The sequence below is a fragment of the Mangrovibacterium lignilyticum genome (genome assembly GCF_010882175.1).
Classification (GTDB): Bacteria; Bacteroidota; Bacteroidia; order Bacteroidales; family Prolixibacteraceae; genus Mangrovibacterium; species Mangrovibacterium lignilyticum.
The window spans coordinates 1,725,439-1,743,632 of the sequence record NZ_WKLH01000001.1 but is presented as its reverse complement, the minus strand read 5'-3'; the positions used below and the strand labels follow the sequence as shown (position 1 = coordinate 1,743,632).

The following is an 18,194-nucleotide window of genomic DNA, read 5'->3' as shown; positions in this document are numbered from 1 at the left end:
ATGAAAAAACTATCAATATATATGCTGGCGCTGACAAGCTTGTTTTTGGGCGCCTGTTCAGATAGCTTCCTGGATAGTGAGCCGACAACTTCGCTTACCGACGGGAACTTTTATAAAACCAAAGATGACGCTGAGCTTGCGATTGTAGGCTGTTACGATGGCGTTCAGGCGATTTACAACAACGGTATAGCGTTCCCTGTATTGTCGGAGGTTGCTTCAGATAACTGCTTTGGCGGTACCGGAAATAATGACGGTTTAAACTACCGAATGATTGATCAGTTTGACCTGCAGGTGTCTCCTGGTGATGTCGATGCGTTGAATAACAACTGGATTGCCTATTATAAATCAATCTACCGTTGCAATGTATTGTTGCAAAAGATGGATCAAATCGATTGGCAAGAGGATACTGATTATCGCAACAATATTGAATCTCAGGCGCGTTTCCTTCGGGCTTATGCGTATTTCGATATGGTTCGTTTATGGGAGAATATTCCATTACTGACCGAACCTTCCAGTGATAATATCCCTCAGGCCGCTGTTGACTCAACTTATGCTGTCATTGCCGAAGATTTGATGTTCGCTGCAGAAAACGGAGCAGAAACCGTTGAGGCAGGCCGGGTTAATAAATGGGCGGCAAAATCATTGTTAGCACGGGTGTTCATGTTCTATACCGGATACTATGGTGAAAGCGACCTGGTTGGAAAGCTAACTAAAGCAGAAGCCTTGCAGGGCCTGGAAGATGTGATTGCCAGCGGAAACTACGGCTTGGTTGAAGAGTTTAAAAATCTTTGGCCGGCTGCATCGTCAACACCAAATGAAGCAACCAATGAGTTGGGGACAACTTATGCCGGAAAAGATAATATGGAGACTATCTTCTCCATCAAGTATAACATTACCTCTAATTACGATGGAGATACGGACGGAAACCATTGGTTAGTCATGCTTGGTCTGCGCACCCAATCGTTTTCACCTTATGGTAAAGGATGGGGAGGCTGTACGGTATTGCCTTCGTTGTACTCTGCTTTTGCGAGTGATGATACCCGGAAAGAAGCGTCAATTATCGCGATTGAGGAAGAAGGATTAGACTTCGATAATTCTGATCAACGGGAATATACAGGTTATACCAACAAAAAATATACACCGCTGGCGCTCCCGGATGGTACTGACGTGGCGGAGGACAATGGAGCTGTCAATTTTCAAATTGGTCAGGTTCAGGACTACGTAGCCATGCGTTATGCCGACGTGCTGCTGATGGCTGCGGAATTGGGAAGTGCTAATGCTCAAAGCTACTTTGATGAGGTTCGTGGACGCGCCGGCTTGGACCCACTTACGGCGAATGTAGCTAATATTCTGGCTGAACGCCGCTATGAGTTTGCTTTCGAAGGATTGCGCTACTGGGACTTGTTGCGCCAAGGCGTTTCTACTGCTGCCAGCACCATCGCGATTTCTACGACTGTGCAGGATGGCGGTGTCGATTTCCAAAAGGTAATCAGCAGCTCCGATATCACCGACAAACGCGGTCTCATGTTGATCCCTCAAACACAAATAAGCTTGTCGGCAGGTGTATTAAAACAAAATGATGGCTGGAACTAATCAAATCTAAAATCTTATGAACACAAGAAATCTTAAAATATACAGTCTTTTGTTGGGGATGGTTTTGGCCCTGTTTGCCTGCCAGCCCGACGAATTTAGCTTGGGAAAGATACTTTCCAAAGAAGATCTGACCTACCGTATTACGCAGGATGCAAATGATCCGAATATGGTCATTTTGGAAAGTTTGACACCGGGAGCGACACCACTGTGGGTTACGCCAATGGGACGCTCGAGCCGGGTGAAAGACACGCTGCGTTTTCCTTTCCCCGGTGATTATGAATTTATTTATGGTGTTGAAAGTGCCGGTGGTTTGGTACAGGCTGATGCCTTTCCGCTGTCAATTACGACAACGAACCTGAGCTATGTGAGTGATCAGTTTTGGGTCATGTTGACTGGTGGTGCCGGAAACTCGAAGACCTGGATTTCGGACACAGGTGAATACGGTAAAAAGCAAGGTTTTTATTCCTGTTATGATCCCGCTGCAACATGGGATGATATGGTGAATGATAACGGAAATTGGAAGCCTGAGGGCTATGTTTGGTGGGAGCCAAGTAATGGAGATGTTGGTAATACAGCTGCAGATTTGGCTCAGTTCATGACTTTTAGCCTTGCAAGTGGAGCTGCTGATTATACCCTCGGCTCTTATACGGCTGACGATTTGAACTTAACGAATTATCAACCTGAAGACGTTGCAAAAGGCAACTTTAATTTCGATTCAGGTTCTAAGTCAATAGAAGTCTCGGGGGATGAGGATGTTCAGTTTGCCCATGGGCAGTGGGCGCATTTGAACTCGCTTAGTTGGAATAAGGATTTCAAGATTTTGATGTTAACGGATGATGTTTTGATGATTGCCAACCTAAGGGATGAGGGATTGTCCGGTGAAGGGCCGTGTTGGTATGTGTGGAACTTTGTTTCAAGAGAATATGCAGAAAGTTATGTGCCCGCTGATCTTCCGGATCCGGAACCTGCATTGCCGGACGGATGGCAAGGTGATATTTCCCAGGTTGTAAGCACAACAATTACCTGGAAGCTTTCCGAAGAAAATCCTTTCGACTGGGCAAATCTGGACGGTTCGTTGATGAACGGTTGGCAGGCGCCCGGAGATTATCCGGATTGGTTGGGAGGTACCCTTGATCCTTCAACTTATGCGAATTTCTCGATGACGATGAATTCTTCCGGTAATTCGGTTGTTTTTGTGACGCCTGACGGAACAAGCACTGAAGGTACATATTCCATTGATGAAAAAGGAATTTACTCTTTCGACATTACCGTTCCAACTATTACAATTGTAGGTTGGGCTGGCTTCTCTGCTGACGCAGATAATCAGCTACGCATCACAAAAATTGAAAAAGACGCTTCCGGTGCAGTGGCCGGTATGTGGTTGGGTAATCGTAATCCGGATAAACCGGAATACATGGCTTACCATTTAGTGCCGCAGTTTGGAGGCGGTGAAGTCGATCCTACGGCTGTATGGAAAAATGCACTGAAAGGAAAAACGTTGGTTCCCGACATTAACTATTTTGCCGATTGGTATCTTGGCGACTGGACTGGCGGGTGGACAGCTTCGTTATTCCCGGACGATTTTACCAGCCAATCTTGGTTTTGGACTCAGGAGAATCATGATGCTTGCGTTGCATCGTCAATTAGTTTCTATATGGATGGAGATGTGCTGAAAGCTGATGCAGTTGACAATGGTACTGCTAAAACGGGTATCACGGTGGAAATTGATCCGGATAATGGAACATTAATGTTTTCGGAAGCTCCATTCACTTATTCGTGGATTTTCACAAACAACGGTGAAGGAATGGGACCATGGCTGTTTGGTTCGCACGACGGTGCCAGTCTGAGCAATATCGACACTAAAGGTATGTACCTGGGCTTCTACACTGGGTTTGATGATACAAATCCCGAGTTGCCAACAGAGGTGACAGCATTTCACATGGTTTTAAGTAACTAGCAATACATTAAATATTTTGGATTCCCCGGATACTGATTGGTATCCGGGGATCATAAAAGCTAAAGAAACCAATTTTTATACCTGAACTAACCTGAACCTAAAAACCATTGAACAACAACGCAAATGAAACACATAAATAAATGGATATATCTACTGATGGCTATTATCGCAATAGTCGGTTGCAGTAGTTCCAACGAAGAAATAATTATTGAAGAACCCGATGCGACACTCTCAGCTTCGGTGAGTACGTTCGCTTTCACTGCCGATGGTGGAGCAGCGAGCTTCGATATTACAAGCAATACCACCTGGCGGATCAACTTTGAATCGACTGGTTGGTGTAAACCTTCAATTCAATCAACCAAGGGGAATGCTACCGTTACCCTCACTGCAGAGGCCAATTCAACAACAGATGAACGAAATCTGGCAATGACTTTGACCGCTGATGGTGCTGCAACCATTAATCTGCAATGTTCGCAAGATGCGGGTGAGGAAGAACCGGTTGATCCGGAGAACCCGGATAGCATTGATCCGGATGAAACAGGCATGGGCAGTGATGCAATTGCGCTGGCAGCTAAAATGACGCTGGGCTGGAACCTGGGAAATAGCCTCGAAGCTAGCGGTGGCGAAATGGCCTGGGGAAATGCAAAAACAACAAACGACTTTATTGTTGCCGTGAAAAATGCCGGCTTCAATGCCATTCGTATTCCTTGTTCATGGGACCAGTATCTGGAAGATCAGACAACTTATAAAATAAAAGATACTTGGCTGGTCAGGGTGAAAGAAGTTGTCGACTACTGCGCGGACAATAATATGTACGCTATTCTGAACATCCACTGGGATGGCGGCTGGCTCGAAAATAATGTAACCACCGATAAACAGGCTGAAGTGAATGCCAAGCAAGCGGCCATCTGGAAGCAAATTGCCAAATATTTCCGCGACTACGACGAACACCTGCTGTTTGCGGGTGCCAACGAACCGAATGTTGAAACACAGGAGCAGGCCGATGTACTGAAAGTATATATGCAAACCTTTGTGACTACCGTTCGGAATACCGGAGGCCGAAATACTTATCGCAACCTGATTATCCCTGGTCCTTCAACGGACATTGATAAGACCAACAATTTTATGAGTATGCCTACGGATGAGACAGCGAATCGCCTGATGGCAGAGGTACATTACTATACCCCCTGGAATTTTTGCGGCCTAGAAGAAGATGCCAGCTGGGGTAAGATGTTCTATTTCTGGGGCGCCGACAACCATGTGGCCGACGGCGGCGACCGAAATTCGAGCTGGGGCGAAGAAGCAACGGTAAACGCACAGTTCGCGAAAATGAAAGCCAAATTTGTAGATAATGGTATTCCGGTTATCCTGGGCGAGTTTGCAGCTACCCGCCGCGACCTGAGCAATTACGGAACGACCTGGCAGGAAAAACACGATGACTCGCGCGCCTGGTTTGCCGAGTATGTGGTGAAGAAAGCCAAAGAAAACGGCTTGGTGCCTTTCTATTGGGATAATGGCCCAACGACGGTAAATGCCTCCGGAATTTTTGACCGAAGTACCAATACTGTTGGCGATCAGAAAGTACTCGACGGCTTGAAACGCGGCGCTGATGCCGGTGTCTATCCGTTCTGAAAATTGAAAGAGATTTGTAAACGATAATGAAGAGTAGAATCGAAATACCGTTTTGGCGAATTTGCCCGGTCGACGTGAGAGACAATGAAAACGAAGCAACCGGTTGGTCGAAGATACTCCTCACCCTTAAACATTGATTGAATGAAAAAAATACTTGTAATTGTACTGATTGCTTTGGCAAGCGTATCGTGTACCAAGCGAAGCTGGGAGCAAATTGGAAACAGTGTTGTTGTTTCTGTGGCGCAACCCGGAGCCAATGGAGCGTCTGCGGTGCGCATAACGCCCGTTGATGAGGAAATTATTCGGGTGTCGGCGTCAGCCAATGGCACGTTCGATAAAAGTGAAAGCCTTATTGCTATACCGTTAGATACTCAAGTTGAATTTGAGGTCAGCGAAACCAACGAGATGGTAGTCGTAGCAACGGCGAAAACAAAAGTCGAAGTGACGAAGGAAACCGGACTGGTCCGTTTCTTCGATCAGGATGGCAATGAAATATTGGCCGGGCAGGAAAACGGAACAATCATCGAACCCATGGAAGTTGACGGGGTGAAAGCCTTCACGTTGCAGCAAATTTTTAATTCGCCCGACGACGAAGCCCTCTACGGATTGGGCCAGCACCAAGCCGATGAGATGAACTACAAAGGCAAAAACGAAGAGTTGTTTCAATACAATACCAAAGTGTCTGTTCCTTTTGTCATGTCGACCAAAAATTACGGAATTCTGTGGGATAACTATTCCTTTTCCCGTTTTGGCGATCCTCGTCCTTACGGGCAGATGGATCAGTTTACGCAATACGGAACCGATGGAAAAGAAGGTGGTTTAACGGCGACTTATATCGACGATTCGCGGAAAGGACATGTCTTTGTAGAACGTCAGGAGCCAACTATCGATTACGAAAATTTGGAGACCATCAATAATTTCCCGGAAGGGTTCAGTTTCGATCATGCTCAAATTACCTGGGAGGGTGAAATTGAATCGAAAGAAAGCGGCTTGTTCAACTTCCTGTTGTATTATGCGGGTTATACCAAAATGTATGTTGATGGTCAGCTGGTGGTTGACAAATGGCGCACATCCTGGAACCCGTCGGTTGGCAAATTTCAGGTTGATATGAAAGCCGGGCAACGTTACCATGTGAAGTTAGACTGGATTCCTGACGGCGGAGTGTCGTACATTGGACTGAAGGCTTTGTCGCCGGTTGATCCGCAGGAACAAAAGAATATCTCGTTCTTCTCTGAAATGGGCGATCAAATCGACTACTACTTCATGAAGGGAAATTCGATGGACGATGTGATCAGCCGTTACCGCGAGTTGACCGGAAAAGCACAGGTGATGCCGAAATGGGCCATGGGCTTCTGGCAAAGTCGCGAGCGTTACAAAACACAGGACGAACTGGAAGGGGCTTTGAAAGAATTCCGCAAACGTCACATTCCGATCGATAATATCGTCATGGACTGGTCGTACTGGAAAGTGGATCAGTGGGGCAGCCACGACTTCGATCCCGCCCGTTTCACCGATCCGGAAGCGATGATCAAGACCGTACACGATAACAATGCCCATATCATGATTTCGGTATGGCCGAAGTTTTACCCGAATACAGAACATTACAAAGAGTTTGATAAAAACGGCTGGATTTACCAACAGGCGATCAAGGATAGTCTTCTCGACTGGATTTATCCGGGACATTTGGGATCATTCTACGATGCCTATTCGGCGGGTGCCCGTCAGTTGTTCTGGAAACAAATTGACGAAAAGCTGTACTCAAAAGGTATCGATGCCTGGTGGTTGGATGCAACAGAACCGGATATTCAGTCGAATGCCAGTGTAGCGTATCGCAAAAAACTGATGAACCCAACGGCTCTCGGGTCTTCAACCCAATATTTTAATGCCTTTGCATTGATGAACGCGAAAGGGATTTACGAAGGACAACGTGCCAGGAATCCGGTTGATCGCGTGTTTATCCTCACCCGGTCCGGTTTTGCAGGTATGCAGCGCTATGGTACAACCACCTGGAGCGGTGACATTGGTACGTGTTGGGAAGATATGAAAGCACAGATTCCGGCCGGAATTAACTTTTCCATGTCAGGCTTGCCCTACTGGACGATGGACGTTGGTGGTTTCAGTGTGCAAAAGAAATTTGAGAACGCCAAGGAAGGTTCGGAGGAAATGGCCGAATGGCGCGAGCTGAATACCCGCTGGTACCAGTTTGGTGCTTTCGTTCCTTTGTTCCGTGTTCACGGACAGTATCCTTATCGCGAGATTTATAACCTGGCGCCCGAAAACGATCCGGCTTATAAATCGATGTTGTATTACGACAAACTGCGCTACCGTTTGATGCCCTACATTTATAGTTTGACGGGTGCTGTGTATCATCACGATTACACCATGATGCGTGGTCTGGCTATGGATTTTGCATCAGATAAACGGGTGCTGAATATTGACGATCAATACCTGTTTGGCCCGTCGTTGATGGTGTGCCCGGTGTATAATTACCAGGAGCGCCAGCGCGACGTGTACTTCCCAAACAATGGCGGATGGTACAATTTGTATAACGGGAAATACGTTGCCGGCGGACAAAAACAAAATGTAGATGCACCTTACGAGCGTATGCCGTTGTTTGTTCGCGAAGGTTCAATCGTTCCGGTTGGCCCCGAGATTGAATATGCCTCCGAGAAACCGGATGCCCCAATCGATTTGTATGTTTATGCCGGAAAAGATGCCAGCTTTGAATTGTACGAGGACGAAAACACCAACTACAATTACGAGAAAGGTGCTTTCAGTACCATTCAATTCAACTACAGCGAGGCAGATAAAAAAATAACGATTCAAGCGCGCAAGGGCGAATTCCCGGGAATGGTTACAAACCGGATCTTCCGGGTCATTGTTGTTTCGCCCGACAGCCCGGTGGGCATGCTCGACGAGTCGGCAGTGAGCCACGAAATTCAATACAGCGGAGACGAAGTTAGTGTCCAATTGTAGCGTTTTAAACGACTGGAATTAAAAGAAGGGAGCGTGGTCTCCCTTTTTTTATGCCGGGTATCTATCGGGCATATCGCCATTCCACCCGCACGCGCTGAGGATATCAACAGCCTACCTGAATGCATCGTCGCTTTGTCCGGCGAGACAGAACTCATATCCAAAGGCAGGGTTGCTTTGTCCGGGGAGATCGTTCAGATATCCAAAGACGGCGATACTTTGTCCGGGGATATCACTGCCATATCCTTAGATATAGGTGCTATATCCAAGGATATGGTTTCTATATCCAAGGATACAGGTGTTCTGACTAAGGATATAGAACTTATATCCAAAGACAGGGAGGATATATCCAGGGATATGGTTCCCGTATCCAAAGAAAGCGGTGCTTTGCCAGGGATATAGACCGTATATCCGAAGACAGAGCTGCGCTACCTAAGGATATAACTGTTATATCTAAGGATATTGCTGGCATATCTGAAGATATAGTTCCTATATCCGAATCAGACAGCCAGCACTGCGGGAAGGCCGGACGCAGGCCCGGCGTCAGCGCTTCCGTTGGTGGATGCCGGTTTGGTGTGACCGGTGACGCAAAGACGGGTACCGGAACACTTGTTTTCAGCTTAATTGTTATCTTTGAATAGACCAATCAAATCCGATGAATAAGCGACTAAAAACCTTAAGCCTTTTTATTTTGGTGTTTCAGTGTGTGCTGCAGGTATGGGCCACTGAAGCCGCAGAGCAAAGTCGGTACAAGTTTATGCACCTGTCGATTAACGAAGGCCTCTCGAATAACCAGGTAAAGGTTATATTGAAGGATAGTCAGGGCTTTGTTTGGTTTGGCACCGCACGGGGCCTGAACCGGTTCGACGGCACCAACTTTAAGATCTATACCCACGATTCGTTCGATAAAGCAACGATCCCTTTCAACTCAATCGATTTTTTATTTGAAGACTATGATCAGCGCATTTGGCTAAAGTCGATCAATGATTTTGTGATCTTCGACCCGGGTGAAGATTCTTTTTCACCCTTACCAGCCCGTTACAGCGATAGCAATATCCCCCTGGTCAACGTGCAAACAATTGCCGCCGACCGGGAAAAGCGAACGTGGTTTGTCAACCCTTCGAAAGGGCTTTATTTTTACGATCACCAAACGGGAAAAGCAGATTCGATTATGTTGGGAACCGGTGGGTTCGCAATTGCTGATGATGATTTCCTCGACGCCGTCGCTTTCGATTCGAAAAACCAGCTGTTGGTCGTTTCGCGTCATTTTGATGTATTCAAAATAGACCCGGAAAGCAAGCAGGTTCTAACATCATTTTCGTTGTTCGAAGAGCCGCCGACCGAAAATTCGGGCTGCAACATCTATGTCGACAGTGATGATGACCTGTGGGTCTGGGCGGCCGGGCAACCTTTTGGTGCTTTTCAAATTAAAGCGGCCGATGGAAGCATCAGGCATTACACCGACTCATCAGGGGACTTGCGTCTGAACATGAATATGGTTTCGTCGATTGTTGAGGAAAAGAATGGTTTAATCTGGATTGCCTCGGATCACGGGGGTATCAATGTGCTTGATAAAAAGAATGGGGAGATCGTCTCGCTGGTGTCTAACCGCGACGATCGTTTCAGTCTTTGTCAAAATAGTGTGAACATCATCTACCGCGATGATGAAGGTATTATCTGGGCCGGAACGTATAAGAAAGGGGTCAGCTATTTTCATCCCAACCTGGTGCAATTCGAACACTACAATTATTTGCCTTCAGTTCCGAATAGCCTGCCCTACGACGATGTGAACTGTTTTGTTGAAGATGACAAGGGCAACCTTTGGATTGGAACGAATGGCGGAGGCTTGATTTATTTCAACCGGAAAGCAAAGACATTTAAAACTTACCGGAACGATCCGGATGATCGGAACAGTTTGAGTGCGAATGTTATTGTTACCCTCCACTACGATCGGAACAATCAGCTTTGGATTGGTACTTATTTTGGCGGTCTGGATCGATTCGACGGAAAAGTTTTTCACCATCATAAACACAATCCAAACGATGCAAAAACCATTTCGGATAACCGGATCTGGGAGATTTATGAAGATTCGCGGCGTAACCTTTGGATTGGTACGTTGACCGGTGGGCTGAATTTGTATGATCGGGATCAGGATATGTTTTATCATTACCGCTACGGGGATGTGAACTCGGTGGGCGCCGATTTTATCATGTCGATCATTGAAGACTCCGACAATAACCTGTGGATTGGTACATCCGACGGAATTGACCGCTTCAGCCTGGATACCCGGCGATTTTATCATTTTGCGCCGGAGCCCGGTGTTCCGGGACGTTTGAGTGACAAAAATGCGGTTGATTTACATGAAGATTCCCGGGGATTTTTGTGGATTGCTACAACCGAAGGGCTCAATGTATTTGACAAGCGTACGGAAGAATTTCGGGTATTTACCGAGAAAGACGGGCTGGAAGACAGCAACATTAAGACCTTGCAGGAAGATCAGGAAGGGAATCTTTGGGTGTCGACTACGCACGGCATTTCAAAAGTGACCGTGATCGAAAGTGGCGAAGCTCATGACATTGACGAGATCAGCATCGAGGTGGTCAACTACGATGTGATGGATGGACTGCAAGGCAAGGAATTTAACGAGAAAGCGACCTACCGGACAAAACGCGGCGAGCTGATCTTTGGGGGGGGTAACGGCTTCAATTTATTTATTCCCGAACAAATTCAGAAAGTAAATCCCGATAATAAGGTCATCCTGACGAATCTGAAGATTTTTAACCAGGAAGTCAAAGTAGGTGTGCCACTTCGAAATCGTGTAATTTTAGACGAAACACTCAATCGCCAGAAAGCAATCACCCTGAAGTACAACGAGAATGTTTTTTCTGTTGGCTTTGCAGCGCTGAATTTCTTTCATCCGGAGAAGAATATGTTTCAGTACCGGTTGGAAGGATTTAACAACAACTGGCTGAATGCCGATTCGAAAAATGCGGAGGCCACCTTTACAAACCTGAATGCCGACGACTATTATTTTCATGTTCGCGTGAGCACAGATGGCGCTCATTGGAACGAATTGCAGCAGCCGCTTCGGATAACTATTCTGCCGCCTTTTTGGAAAAGTAGCTGGGCCATGATCTGCTACTTGGTCATCGTCATTACCATCCTGTTTTTCACCCGGCGGTTTATGCTTGAACGGCAACGCCTGAAATTTGAAGCAGAGCAGGAACACAGGGAAGCTGAACGCATTCAGCAATTAGACAATCTGAAAACAAAATTTTTTACCAATATTAGCCATGAGTTTCGTACTCCGTTAACCTTGATTATGTCTCCGTTGGAGAGACTGATCTTTAAAGTCGAAGATCCTAAAAACCGGAACCAGTTGATTTTCATTCATCGTCAGTCGAGAAGGCTACTGGCAATGGTTAACCAGTTGCTGGATTTCCGGAAAATGGAATTTCAGAAACTCGAAGCAAAGCACTCCTGGGGCGATTTGGCCGCGTTTGTTTCCGATTTGGGAATTTCGTTTCAGGATATGGCTGATAATAAGAAGGTTGCGTTTGACGTGGAGGTGAATCGAAAGTCATTTTTCACCTTTTTCGATCAGGATAAAACCTATAAAATTATATCTAACCTGATTTCGAATGCGTTCAAATTTACCCCGGAAAGAGGTCGCATTCGCTTAGTTGTGGATTTGGGAGATGAGCAGTTTGTGAAGAATTCGCAACCGCACGTATGGTTTCAACTGGCCGTTGAAGACAGCGGAATTGGGATTCCTGAAGAAAAACAGACGAAGATTTTCGATCGGTTTTACCAAGATGATATGCCGAACTCGATCGTTAATCAGGGAAGTGGTATCGGCTTATCGATGGTGAGCGAATATGTCAGTATTTTGGAGGGAACGATCAAAGTTGTCAGTGTTGTAGGAAAAGGGAGCCAGTTTATCGTCCGTGTTCCGGTGCAGTTTTTTACTGATGAAGAAGTGGAACTTATCAATAAAGAACAGGATGAACGCGAGGGAATGAAGTTCTTTGAGGAGACTGTTCAGAATGAAATCAAAGATCCGGTTTACGATTCTTCGAAAAAAACCATTTTGTTGGTAGAGGATAATGACGATTTCCGTTTCTATCTGAAGGACAATTTGCGCGAACATTACAATGTTTTTGAGGCTCAAAACGGGCAGCTGGGCTGGGAAATGTGTTTGAAGCATTTACCGGATCTGGTTGTAAGTGACGTGATGATGCCGGTTTTAAGCGGAACCGAGCTTTGTAAAAAAATTAAAGGCGACGGTCGGACTTCCCATTTACCGATGATCTTGCTCACTGCTAAGGTCGAAACTGAAGATACCCTGGAAGGGTTGGAATCAGGAGCCGATGATTATATTTCCAAGCCGTTCGATTTCAGAATCCTTGAATCACGGATTGAAAACCTGATTAATAACCGGGAACAATTGCGACAAACCTACCAAACAATGATTGGCATTAATCCGGAGAAGATTGAAGTTAAATCCTTGGATGAGAAGTTTATCAAAAAAGCGTTGCAAGTGGTTGAACAGAATATCTCGAATTCCGACTTTTCGGTTGAGGATTTAAGCCGTGAAGTTGGTATGAGCCGGGTCAGTTTGTACAAGAAACTTTTGGCGTTAACCAAAAAATCACCGGTGGAATTCATTCGGATTATTCGGTTGAAGCGGGCGTCCGATTTATTGGCCAACAGCCAGCTGTCAGTTTCAGAAGTTGCTTATCAGGTTGGTTTCAATAGTCCGCGGTATTTCACCCGCTATTTTAAAGAGTATTATAACGAGCTACCATCGGAGTACATTGCCAATCACCGGAAAGCCAGCACCGGTTTTGATCAGGAATTGTAATCGTTGGTTTTTAGTAGGCGAAAAGTTCTAAAAACAGTAGGGCTAGTAAGCCATATTCCTGTAAATTTTCGCGGATAAATTTCCGGGCTTTAGTGATGTGGTCTTCGACTGTTTTGATTGAAATCTTCAGTTGTTCTGCAATCATTTTATTCGAATAGCCTTTTTCTTTACTTAGTTTGAAAATCAGCTGCCGTTGTTTGGGCAACTGATCGATTAGTTTATCAATCTCATCCGACAGTAGGTCAAAGTCTACTTGCTTTTCAGTCGCTAAAGAGTTTGTGTTGACCGCCTTGTGCTTGATGTAATCGAAGTAGTCTTTCTCGCTAATTTTTTTACGAAAAGTTGAGATGATGGAGTTTTTGGCGATTGTAAATAGATAGGACTCAAGGTTTGAGTCATTTTGCAGTCGGCTACGGTTACTCCATAATTTGATGAAAACCTCCTGTATGAGATCCAGCGTATCAGCTTCAGTTTTTAAGTAGCGGTAAATAAACTGATAGAGCCGTTTGCTGTACTGATTGTAAAGCAAATTAATTGCCTCTTTGTCATTGGACTTTAAACGGTTTGCCAGGTTTGTTTCAGTCATGGAGAATTAAGTAGTAGTGAGCCTTAAAATTATAAAATAGTTTTGGTTGAAGATAAGATCTCTGGCTGTTTCTTATTTTTTAGCTTGTTCCTATTTTTTTTAGGATTGAGCAGGGGTAGTTAGGGTGTTGTGCGTTTACCTGAAGTGAAAGGAACACCGAATGAATTTATTTTTAAAAAATTACCTGAATAATACCTGCGATGAGAAGGAACTTGACCAGTTGGTTGATCAGTTTCAGGATCCTGATAAAAAAGAAGAACTGGAGCAGGATATGTTGGAGGACTGGGTTGGTTTGGAGCTGAATGAAGAGAGTCCCGATTTGAGGTCCGCTTTATACCGTATTCACTACCACATAAATAAGATTGAGTCGAAGGGATTTGGAAAAAGAAGGATTATTCATATTCTGACGCGGGGGGCAGCAGTTTTGTTTGTTCCGCTTATGATTGCTTTTTTACTACAGCTGTTATCGACTGATTCAATTACTACAAAAACAATTTCAACACCGCTGGCAGCTCAAACCACTTTTAAATTGCCCGACGGAACACAAGTGTGGCTAAATTCAGGATCCTCGCTTGCTTACCCTGATGAATTTAGTGGCAATACAAGGCGGGTTGAGCTCCATGGGGAAGCCTATTTTGATGTGACGAAAAGTAAAACACCTTTTATTGTTGATGCAGGTAGTTGCAATATTAAAGTTTTAGGCACGGCCTTCAATGTTTTTAATTACGACAATGAGCTTCCAGTCGTCACCCTGGACCGTGGGAAAGTATCAATAGTTACCGGTAAGGACGAAAAAATTTTGACTCCGGGTTTTCAGGCAGTTGTTGATACGAGTTCTCAATTTGTAAGCCTAAAGAAAGTAGATGCACCAACATATTCTCTTTGGCGGAAACACCAGTTAGTGTTTCAAGACGAAGAGTTAGACAAGGTCGCCGTCAAGTTGGAGCGGTGGTATAATGTTGACATTGAAATAGCTGATAGTTCGTTGTTAGGCAGGAGGATGACTGCGAATATTGAGTACGAGTCGCTGACGGAAGTGCTGGATCTCATGCAAGTTACCATGCCGATTGAATACTCTTTTAACAAAGAGACGCGCAAACTAGTCCTACGAAAGCACTAATTCAAAAAAATATATTTTGCCTATGAGATAGAACGCAAACCTAAACTAAACTGAAAAGTGGGAAAGCTTCCAACTTCCCCACCTAATAGTCAATAATTTCGGCAAATTATTAATCTAACAATTCAAACTTATGAAAAAAAACGAATTGAAGGTTACTCCTTTGGGTGTTTTCTTCATCAAATTTCTAATTACTATGAAGTTAAGTGTCTTGTTGATATGCCTGTCTGTTTTTACGGCAGTTGCTTCAGAGACTTATTCTCAAACCACTAAGCTCTCTGTCTTAGCACAAAATGAATCGATTGATCAGGTGTTACGAAAAATCGAGGATCAAAGTCAGTATCGCTTTTTCTATTCCGGTACTGTGGATACCCATCAAAAAGTGACAGTTAATAGTCAGAATGAGGATATTGAAACGGTTCTTGCTCAAGTTTTGGAAGGAACAGCTATTAATTATAGAATCGCGGGCCGTCAGGTTGCTTTATTTATCGAAAATGACGGAGAATTGCAGCGGAGTGCTCAGCAATCTCTAACGGTAAAGGGACAGGTGAAAAGTGCGCAGGGAGAATTGCTTCCCGGAGTGACTGTGGTTATAAAGGGGACCTCTAACGGTACAATTACTGATGCTGATGGAAACTATAATTTAGCGGAAGTGCCGTCAGAGTCGATATTAGTATTCTCGTTTGTGGGAATGAAAGTGCAGGAAATTCCACTGAATGGGAGAAAAACAGTAGATGTTGTTTTAGAAGAAGAAACGATTGGATTGGAGGAAGTTGTTGCTATTGGTTACGGTACTGTTCGGCGGGCCGATGTAACTGGTTCCATTTCATCAATTGGAGCCGACGATTTTAACCTCGGTATTTCCATGGCTCCGGAACAATTGATGCAAGGTAAAGTGGCAGGTGTTAACATCATTCAAAACAGTGGTCAACCGGGAGCTGCTTCTACGGTTCGCATTCGTGGTTCCAGTTCTGTATCAGCCGGTAACGATCCGCTTTATGTTGTCGACGGTGTACCGCTTCAGTTTAGCTCAGCCAACAAATATGTTAATGTATCAGGGGAAAGCTCTACTTCTCCATTCTCTTCCGAAGGTACGAACCCGTTAAATGCCATTAACCCTTCCGATATTGAATCCATTGAGATTTTGAAGGACGCTTCTGCAACAGCTATTTATGGTTCTCGGGGAGCCAATGGGGTTATCATTATTACAACAAAAAGTAAATCATTTGGTGAGTCGGTAACTTACGATACTTATGTAGGTATTTCTACCGTGCGTAAGAAGTTAGATGTTTTGACTGCTGATGAATACCGGAACTATGCTGAATCCAATAGTCTGTCTTACCCCGATTTGGGCGCAAGTACAGATTGGCAGGATGTTATTTTCCGTGCTGCGTTGAGCCAAAATCACAATGTTTCATTTGGCGGAGGTACTACTAACACCAGCTATCGGGCGTCTTTTGGCTATAATTCGCAGGAAGGTATTATTGAGGCCTCCAAAATTCAGAAGTACACAGCTCGTTTAAATGCTAACCATAGTGCTATAGACGGGAAGTTGAAGATTGCGCTGAACATGACCTATGGAAAGATTTTGGATGATATTGTACCTATTTCATCAAATATTGGTAATGAAGGCGGGAACATTCTGAAAGACGCCATCCGCTGGGCACCAACCTTGCCGGTTTATAATGAAGATGGCAGTTACTACCAAATTGGTGAATTGCGTGTCAATCCGCTATCATGGGCTACTGACATTACGGATGAACGTAAAACCAACATGTTTTTGGGCAACGTGAATATTTCGTATAATATTTACAAGGACTTAAAAGTGTCGGTGAACCTCGGGCACAATGACGAGGCAGTTAACCGTTATACCTCGGTCCCTTCTGACCACCCGATCGGAGAAGCTGAAGGAGGCCGTGCTTCAATCAGTAAGATGCAAAATAACAGCTCGTTAATTGAAGCGAACCTGACTTATAATAAAGAATTTGGCGATAACAGCAGTATTACTGCGTTGGTAGGTTCTTCATTCCAGCGTTTTGTCACCGAAAATACATTTACATCGGCTAACCAATTTGTTTCGACTTCAGTTCAATGGAATCTGATGCAGTCGGGGAGTTTGGTTTCCAATACGTCATATAAATCAGCTAACCGGTTGGCATCTCAGTATGCAAGGGTGAACCTGAAACTTTCAGATCGTTATTTGATTACTGCGACCATAAGGCGTGACGGTTCCAGCCGTTTTGGAGGAAACAATCAATACGGTATTTTCCCTTCCGGTGCCTTTGCCTGGAAACTATCAGACGAACCATTTTTCAATAGTTCAAAAATCAGTAACATGAAAGTTCGTGTGGGGTATGGTGTTACCGGTAATCAGGAGATTCCGAATGATTTGTTCCGCGAGCAGTTATCGATCTCCGGGTCTAATGTGTATGTTCTTGGAGGCACTGCTATTCCTAGTGTGCTCCCGAGTAATTATCCCAATCCTGATTTGAAATGGGAAACAACCAGTCAGGCAAACGTAGGTGTTGATTTTGGATTTTGGGATCAGCGTGTAACCGGTTCACTCGATTATTACAAAAAACACACGACCGATTTGTTATTGGAATTCTCCACAGCGTCGCCTTCTGTAGTTGCCACCCAGTGGGCAAATGTTGGCGAAGTTGACAATACTGGTTTTGAGCTGAGCTTGGAGGGTAAAATCATTCGAAAGGCTGATTTTCAGTGGAACGCAAGTGTGAACTTTTCAACTAACAATAACGAAGTGGTCACCTTGTCAAATGAGAACTTCTCAAGAGATCAGATTTTGTTGAACGCAACTTCGGGTGTTGTGAGTAACGGTAGTTCTACCCAGATTATTAAACCCGGATACGAATTGGGTTCATTCTATGGTCGGAAGTATACAGGCCTTGATGCCAATGGAATGGAAACCTATGTGGATGAAGATGGAGACGGTACTGCCGACTTAATGGTTATCGGCTCGGCAAATCCCGATTTTACTTACGGTTTCAGCAATTCATTCTTTTGGAAGAAATTTGATATGTCAATTTCATTCCGAGGTGTTGTAGGAAACGATGTTTATAACAACACAGAAGCTGAGTTTAGCTATGTGAATGCTGCTCCCGGTGTGAATGTGTTGCGCTCTGCACTTGATTCAGGAACCAGTCGTGATCAAATATCTCAGTTCTCTTCTCGTTGGATCCAGAAAGCAGGTTTCTTAAGATTGGATAACATGAGCGTTGGCTATACGTTTGATACCGATCGATTAACATTCATGTCTAAAGCACGTGTTTATGTTACCGGACAAAACCTGTTTATAATTACTGATTACTCTGGTTATGACCCCGAGGTACGAACCAACACGAATCGTGGCGGTACAGCTCCTCTCGGTATTGATTATCTGTCCTACCCCAGACCGCGCATTTTTATGATCGGTGCAAGCTTGTCATTTTAAATTGAAGGAAGAGTAACTATT

Annotated in this window: 9 protein-coding genes; 8 read left to right on the top strand and 1 reads right to left on the bottom strand. The window is 44.7% G+C overall.

Annotation, left to right across the window (positions count from 1 at the left end; translation table 11 throughout):
• The 6 genes from GJV22_RS06985 (at position 1) to GJV22_RS06960 (ending at position 13,019) form a co-directional block, all read left to right on the top strand.
• Positions 1-1,593, top strand: a complete 1,593-nt coding sequence (locus GJV22_RS06985; RefSeq protein WP_163710665.1) for a RagB/SusD family nutrient uptake outer membrane protein — start codon at positions 1-3, stop codon at positions 1,591-1,593.
• A 16-nt stretch (positions 1,594-1,609) separates the two neighbouring features.
• Positions 1,610-3,550, top strand: coding sequence for a hypothetical protein (locus GJV22_RS06980; protein ID WP_163710662.1), 1,941 nt, complete (start codon positions 1,610-1,612; stop codon positions 3,548-3,550).
• A gap of 123 nt (positions 3,551-3,673) precedes the next feature.
• Positions 3,674-5,182 (top strand): cellulase family glycosylhydrolase, encoded by a 1,509-nt coding sequence (locus tag GJV22_RS06975; RefSeq protein ID WP_205461760.1) that lies wholly within the window; start codon positions 3,674-3,676, stop codon positions 5,180-5,182.
• Positions 5,183-5,323: 141 nt separating this feature from the next.
• Entirely contained in the window at positions 5,324-8,158 is a 2,835-nt protein-coding gene (locus tag GJV22_RS06970; protein WP_163710660.1) for a TIM-barrel domain-containing protein, read from the top strand.
• A 33-nt stretch (positions 8,159-8,191) separates the two neighbouring features.
• Complete coding sequence (locus GJV22_RS06965) at positions 8,192-8,557, top strand: hypothetical protein (protein WP_163710657.1); 366 nt, start codon at positions 8,192-8,194, stop codon at positions 8,555-8,557.
• A gap of 253 nt (positions 8,558-8,810) precedes the next feature.
• Entirely contained in the window at positions 8,811-13,019 is a 4,209-nt protein-coding gene (locus GJV22_RS06960) for a hybrid sensor histidine kinase/response regulator transcription factor (protein WP_163710654.1), read from the top strand.
• Between the two features lie 10 nt (positions 13,020-13,029).
• Here the strand turns inward: GJV22_RS06960 and GJV22_RS06955 are convergent, their stop codons facing one another.
• Positions 13,030-13,605 (bottom strand): RNA polymerase sigma factor, encoded by a 576-nt coding sequence (locus tag GJV22_RS06955; RefSeq protein WP_163710651.1) that lies wholly within the window; start codon positions 13,603-13,605, stop codon positions 13,030-13,032.
• 160 nt (positions 13,606-13,765) lie between these two features.
• On the opposite strand from GJV22_RS06955, the gene GJV22_RS06950 reads away from it, so the two are divergent.
• Positions 13,766-14,725: a FecR family protein gene (locus GJV22_RS06950; RefSeq protein ID WP_163710649.1), complete on the top strand. Its 960-nt coding sequence runs from the start codon at positions 13,766-13,768 to the stop codon at positions 14,723-14,725.
• 130 nt (positions 14,726-14,855) lie between these two features.
• Positions 14,856-18,173: a TonB-dependent receptor gene (locus GJV22_RS06945; protein ID WP_163710646.1), complete on the top strand. Its 3,318-nt coding sequence runs from the start codon at positions 14,856-14,858 to the stop codon at positions 18,171-18,173.
• The last annotated feature ends 21 nt before the right edge of the window (positions 18,174-18,194 follow it).

Coding starts and splice junctions, on each gene's coding strand:
- GJV22_RS06960 (WP_163710654.1), top strand. CDS start 8,811: ATGAATAAGCGACTAAAAACCTTAAGCCTTTTTATTTTGGTGTTTCAG.
- GJV22_RS06980 (WP_163710662.1), top strand. CDS start 1,610: ATGAACACAAGAAATCTTAAAATATACAGTCTTTTGTTGGGGATGGTT.
- GJV22_RS06955 (WP_163710651.1), bottom strand. CDS start 13,605: ATGACTGAAACAAACCTGGCAAACCGTTTAAAGTCCAATGACAAAGAG.
- GJV22_RS06970 (WP_163710660.1), top strand. CDS start 5,324: ATGAAAAAAATACTTGTAATTGTACTGATTGCTTTGGCAAGCGTATCG.
- GJV22_RS06975 (WP_205461760.1), top strand. CDS start 3,674: ATGAAACACATAAATAAATGGATATATCTACTGATGGCTATTATCGCA.
- GJV22_RS06985 (WP_163710665.1), top strand. CDS start 1: ATGAAAAAACTATCAATATATATGCTGGCGCTGACAAGCTTGTTTTTG.
- GJV22_RS06945 (WP_163710646.1), top strand. CDS start 14,856: ATGAAAAAAAACGAATTGAAGGTTACTCCTTTGGGTGTTTTCTTCATC.
- GJV22_RS06950 (WP_163710649.1), top strand. CDS start 13,766: ATGAATTTATTTTTAAAAAATTACCTGAATAATACCTGCGATGAGAAG.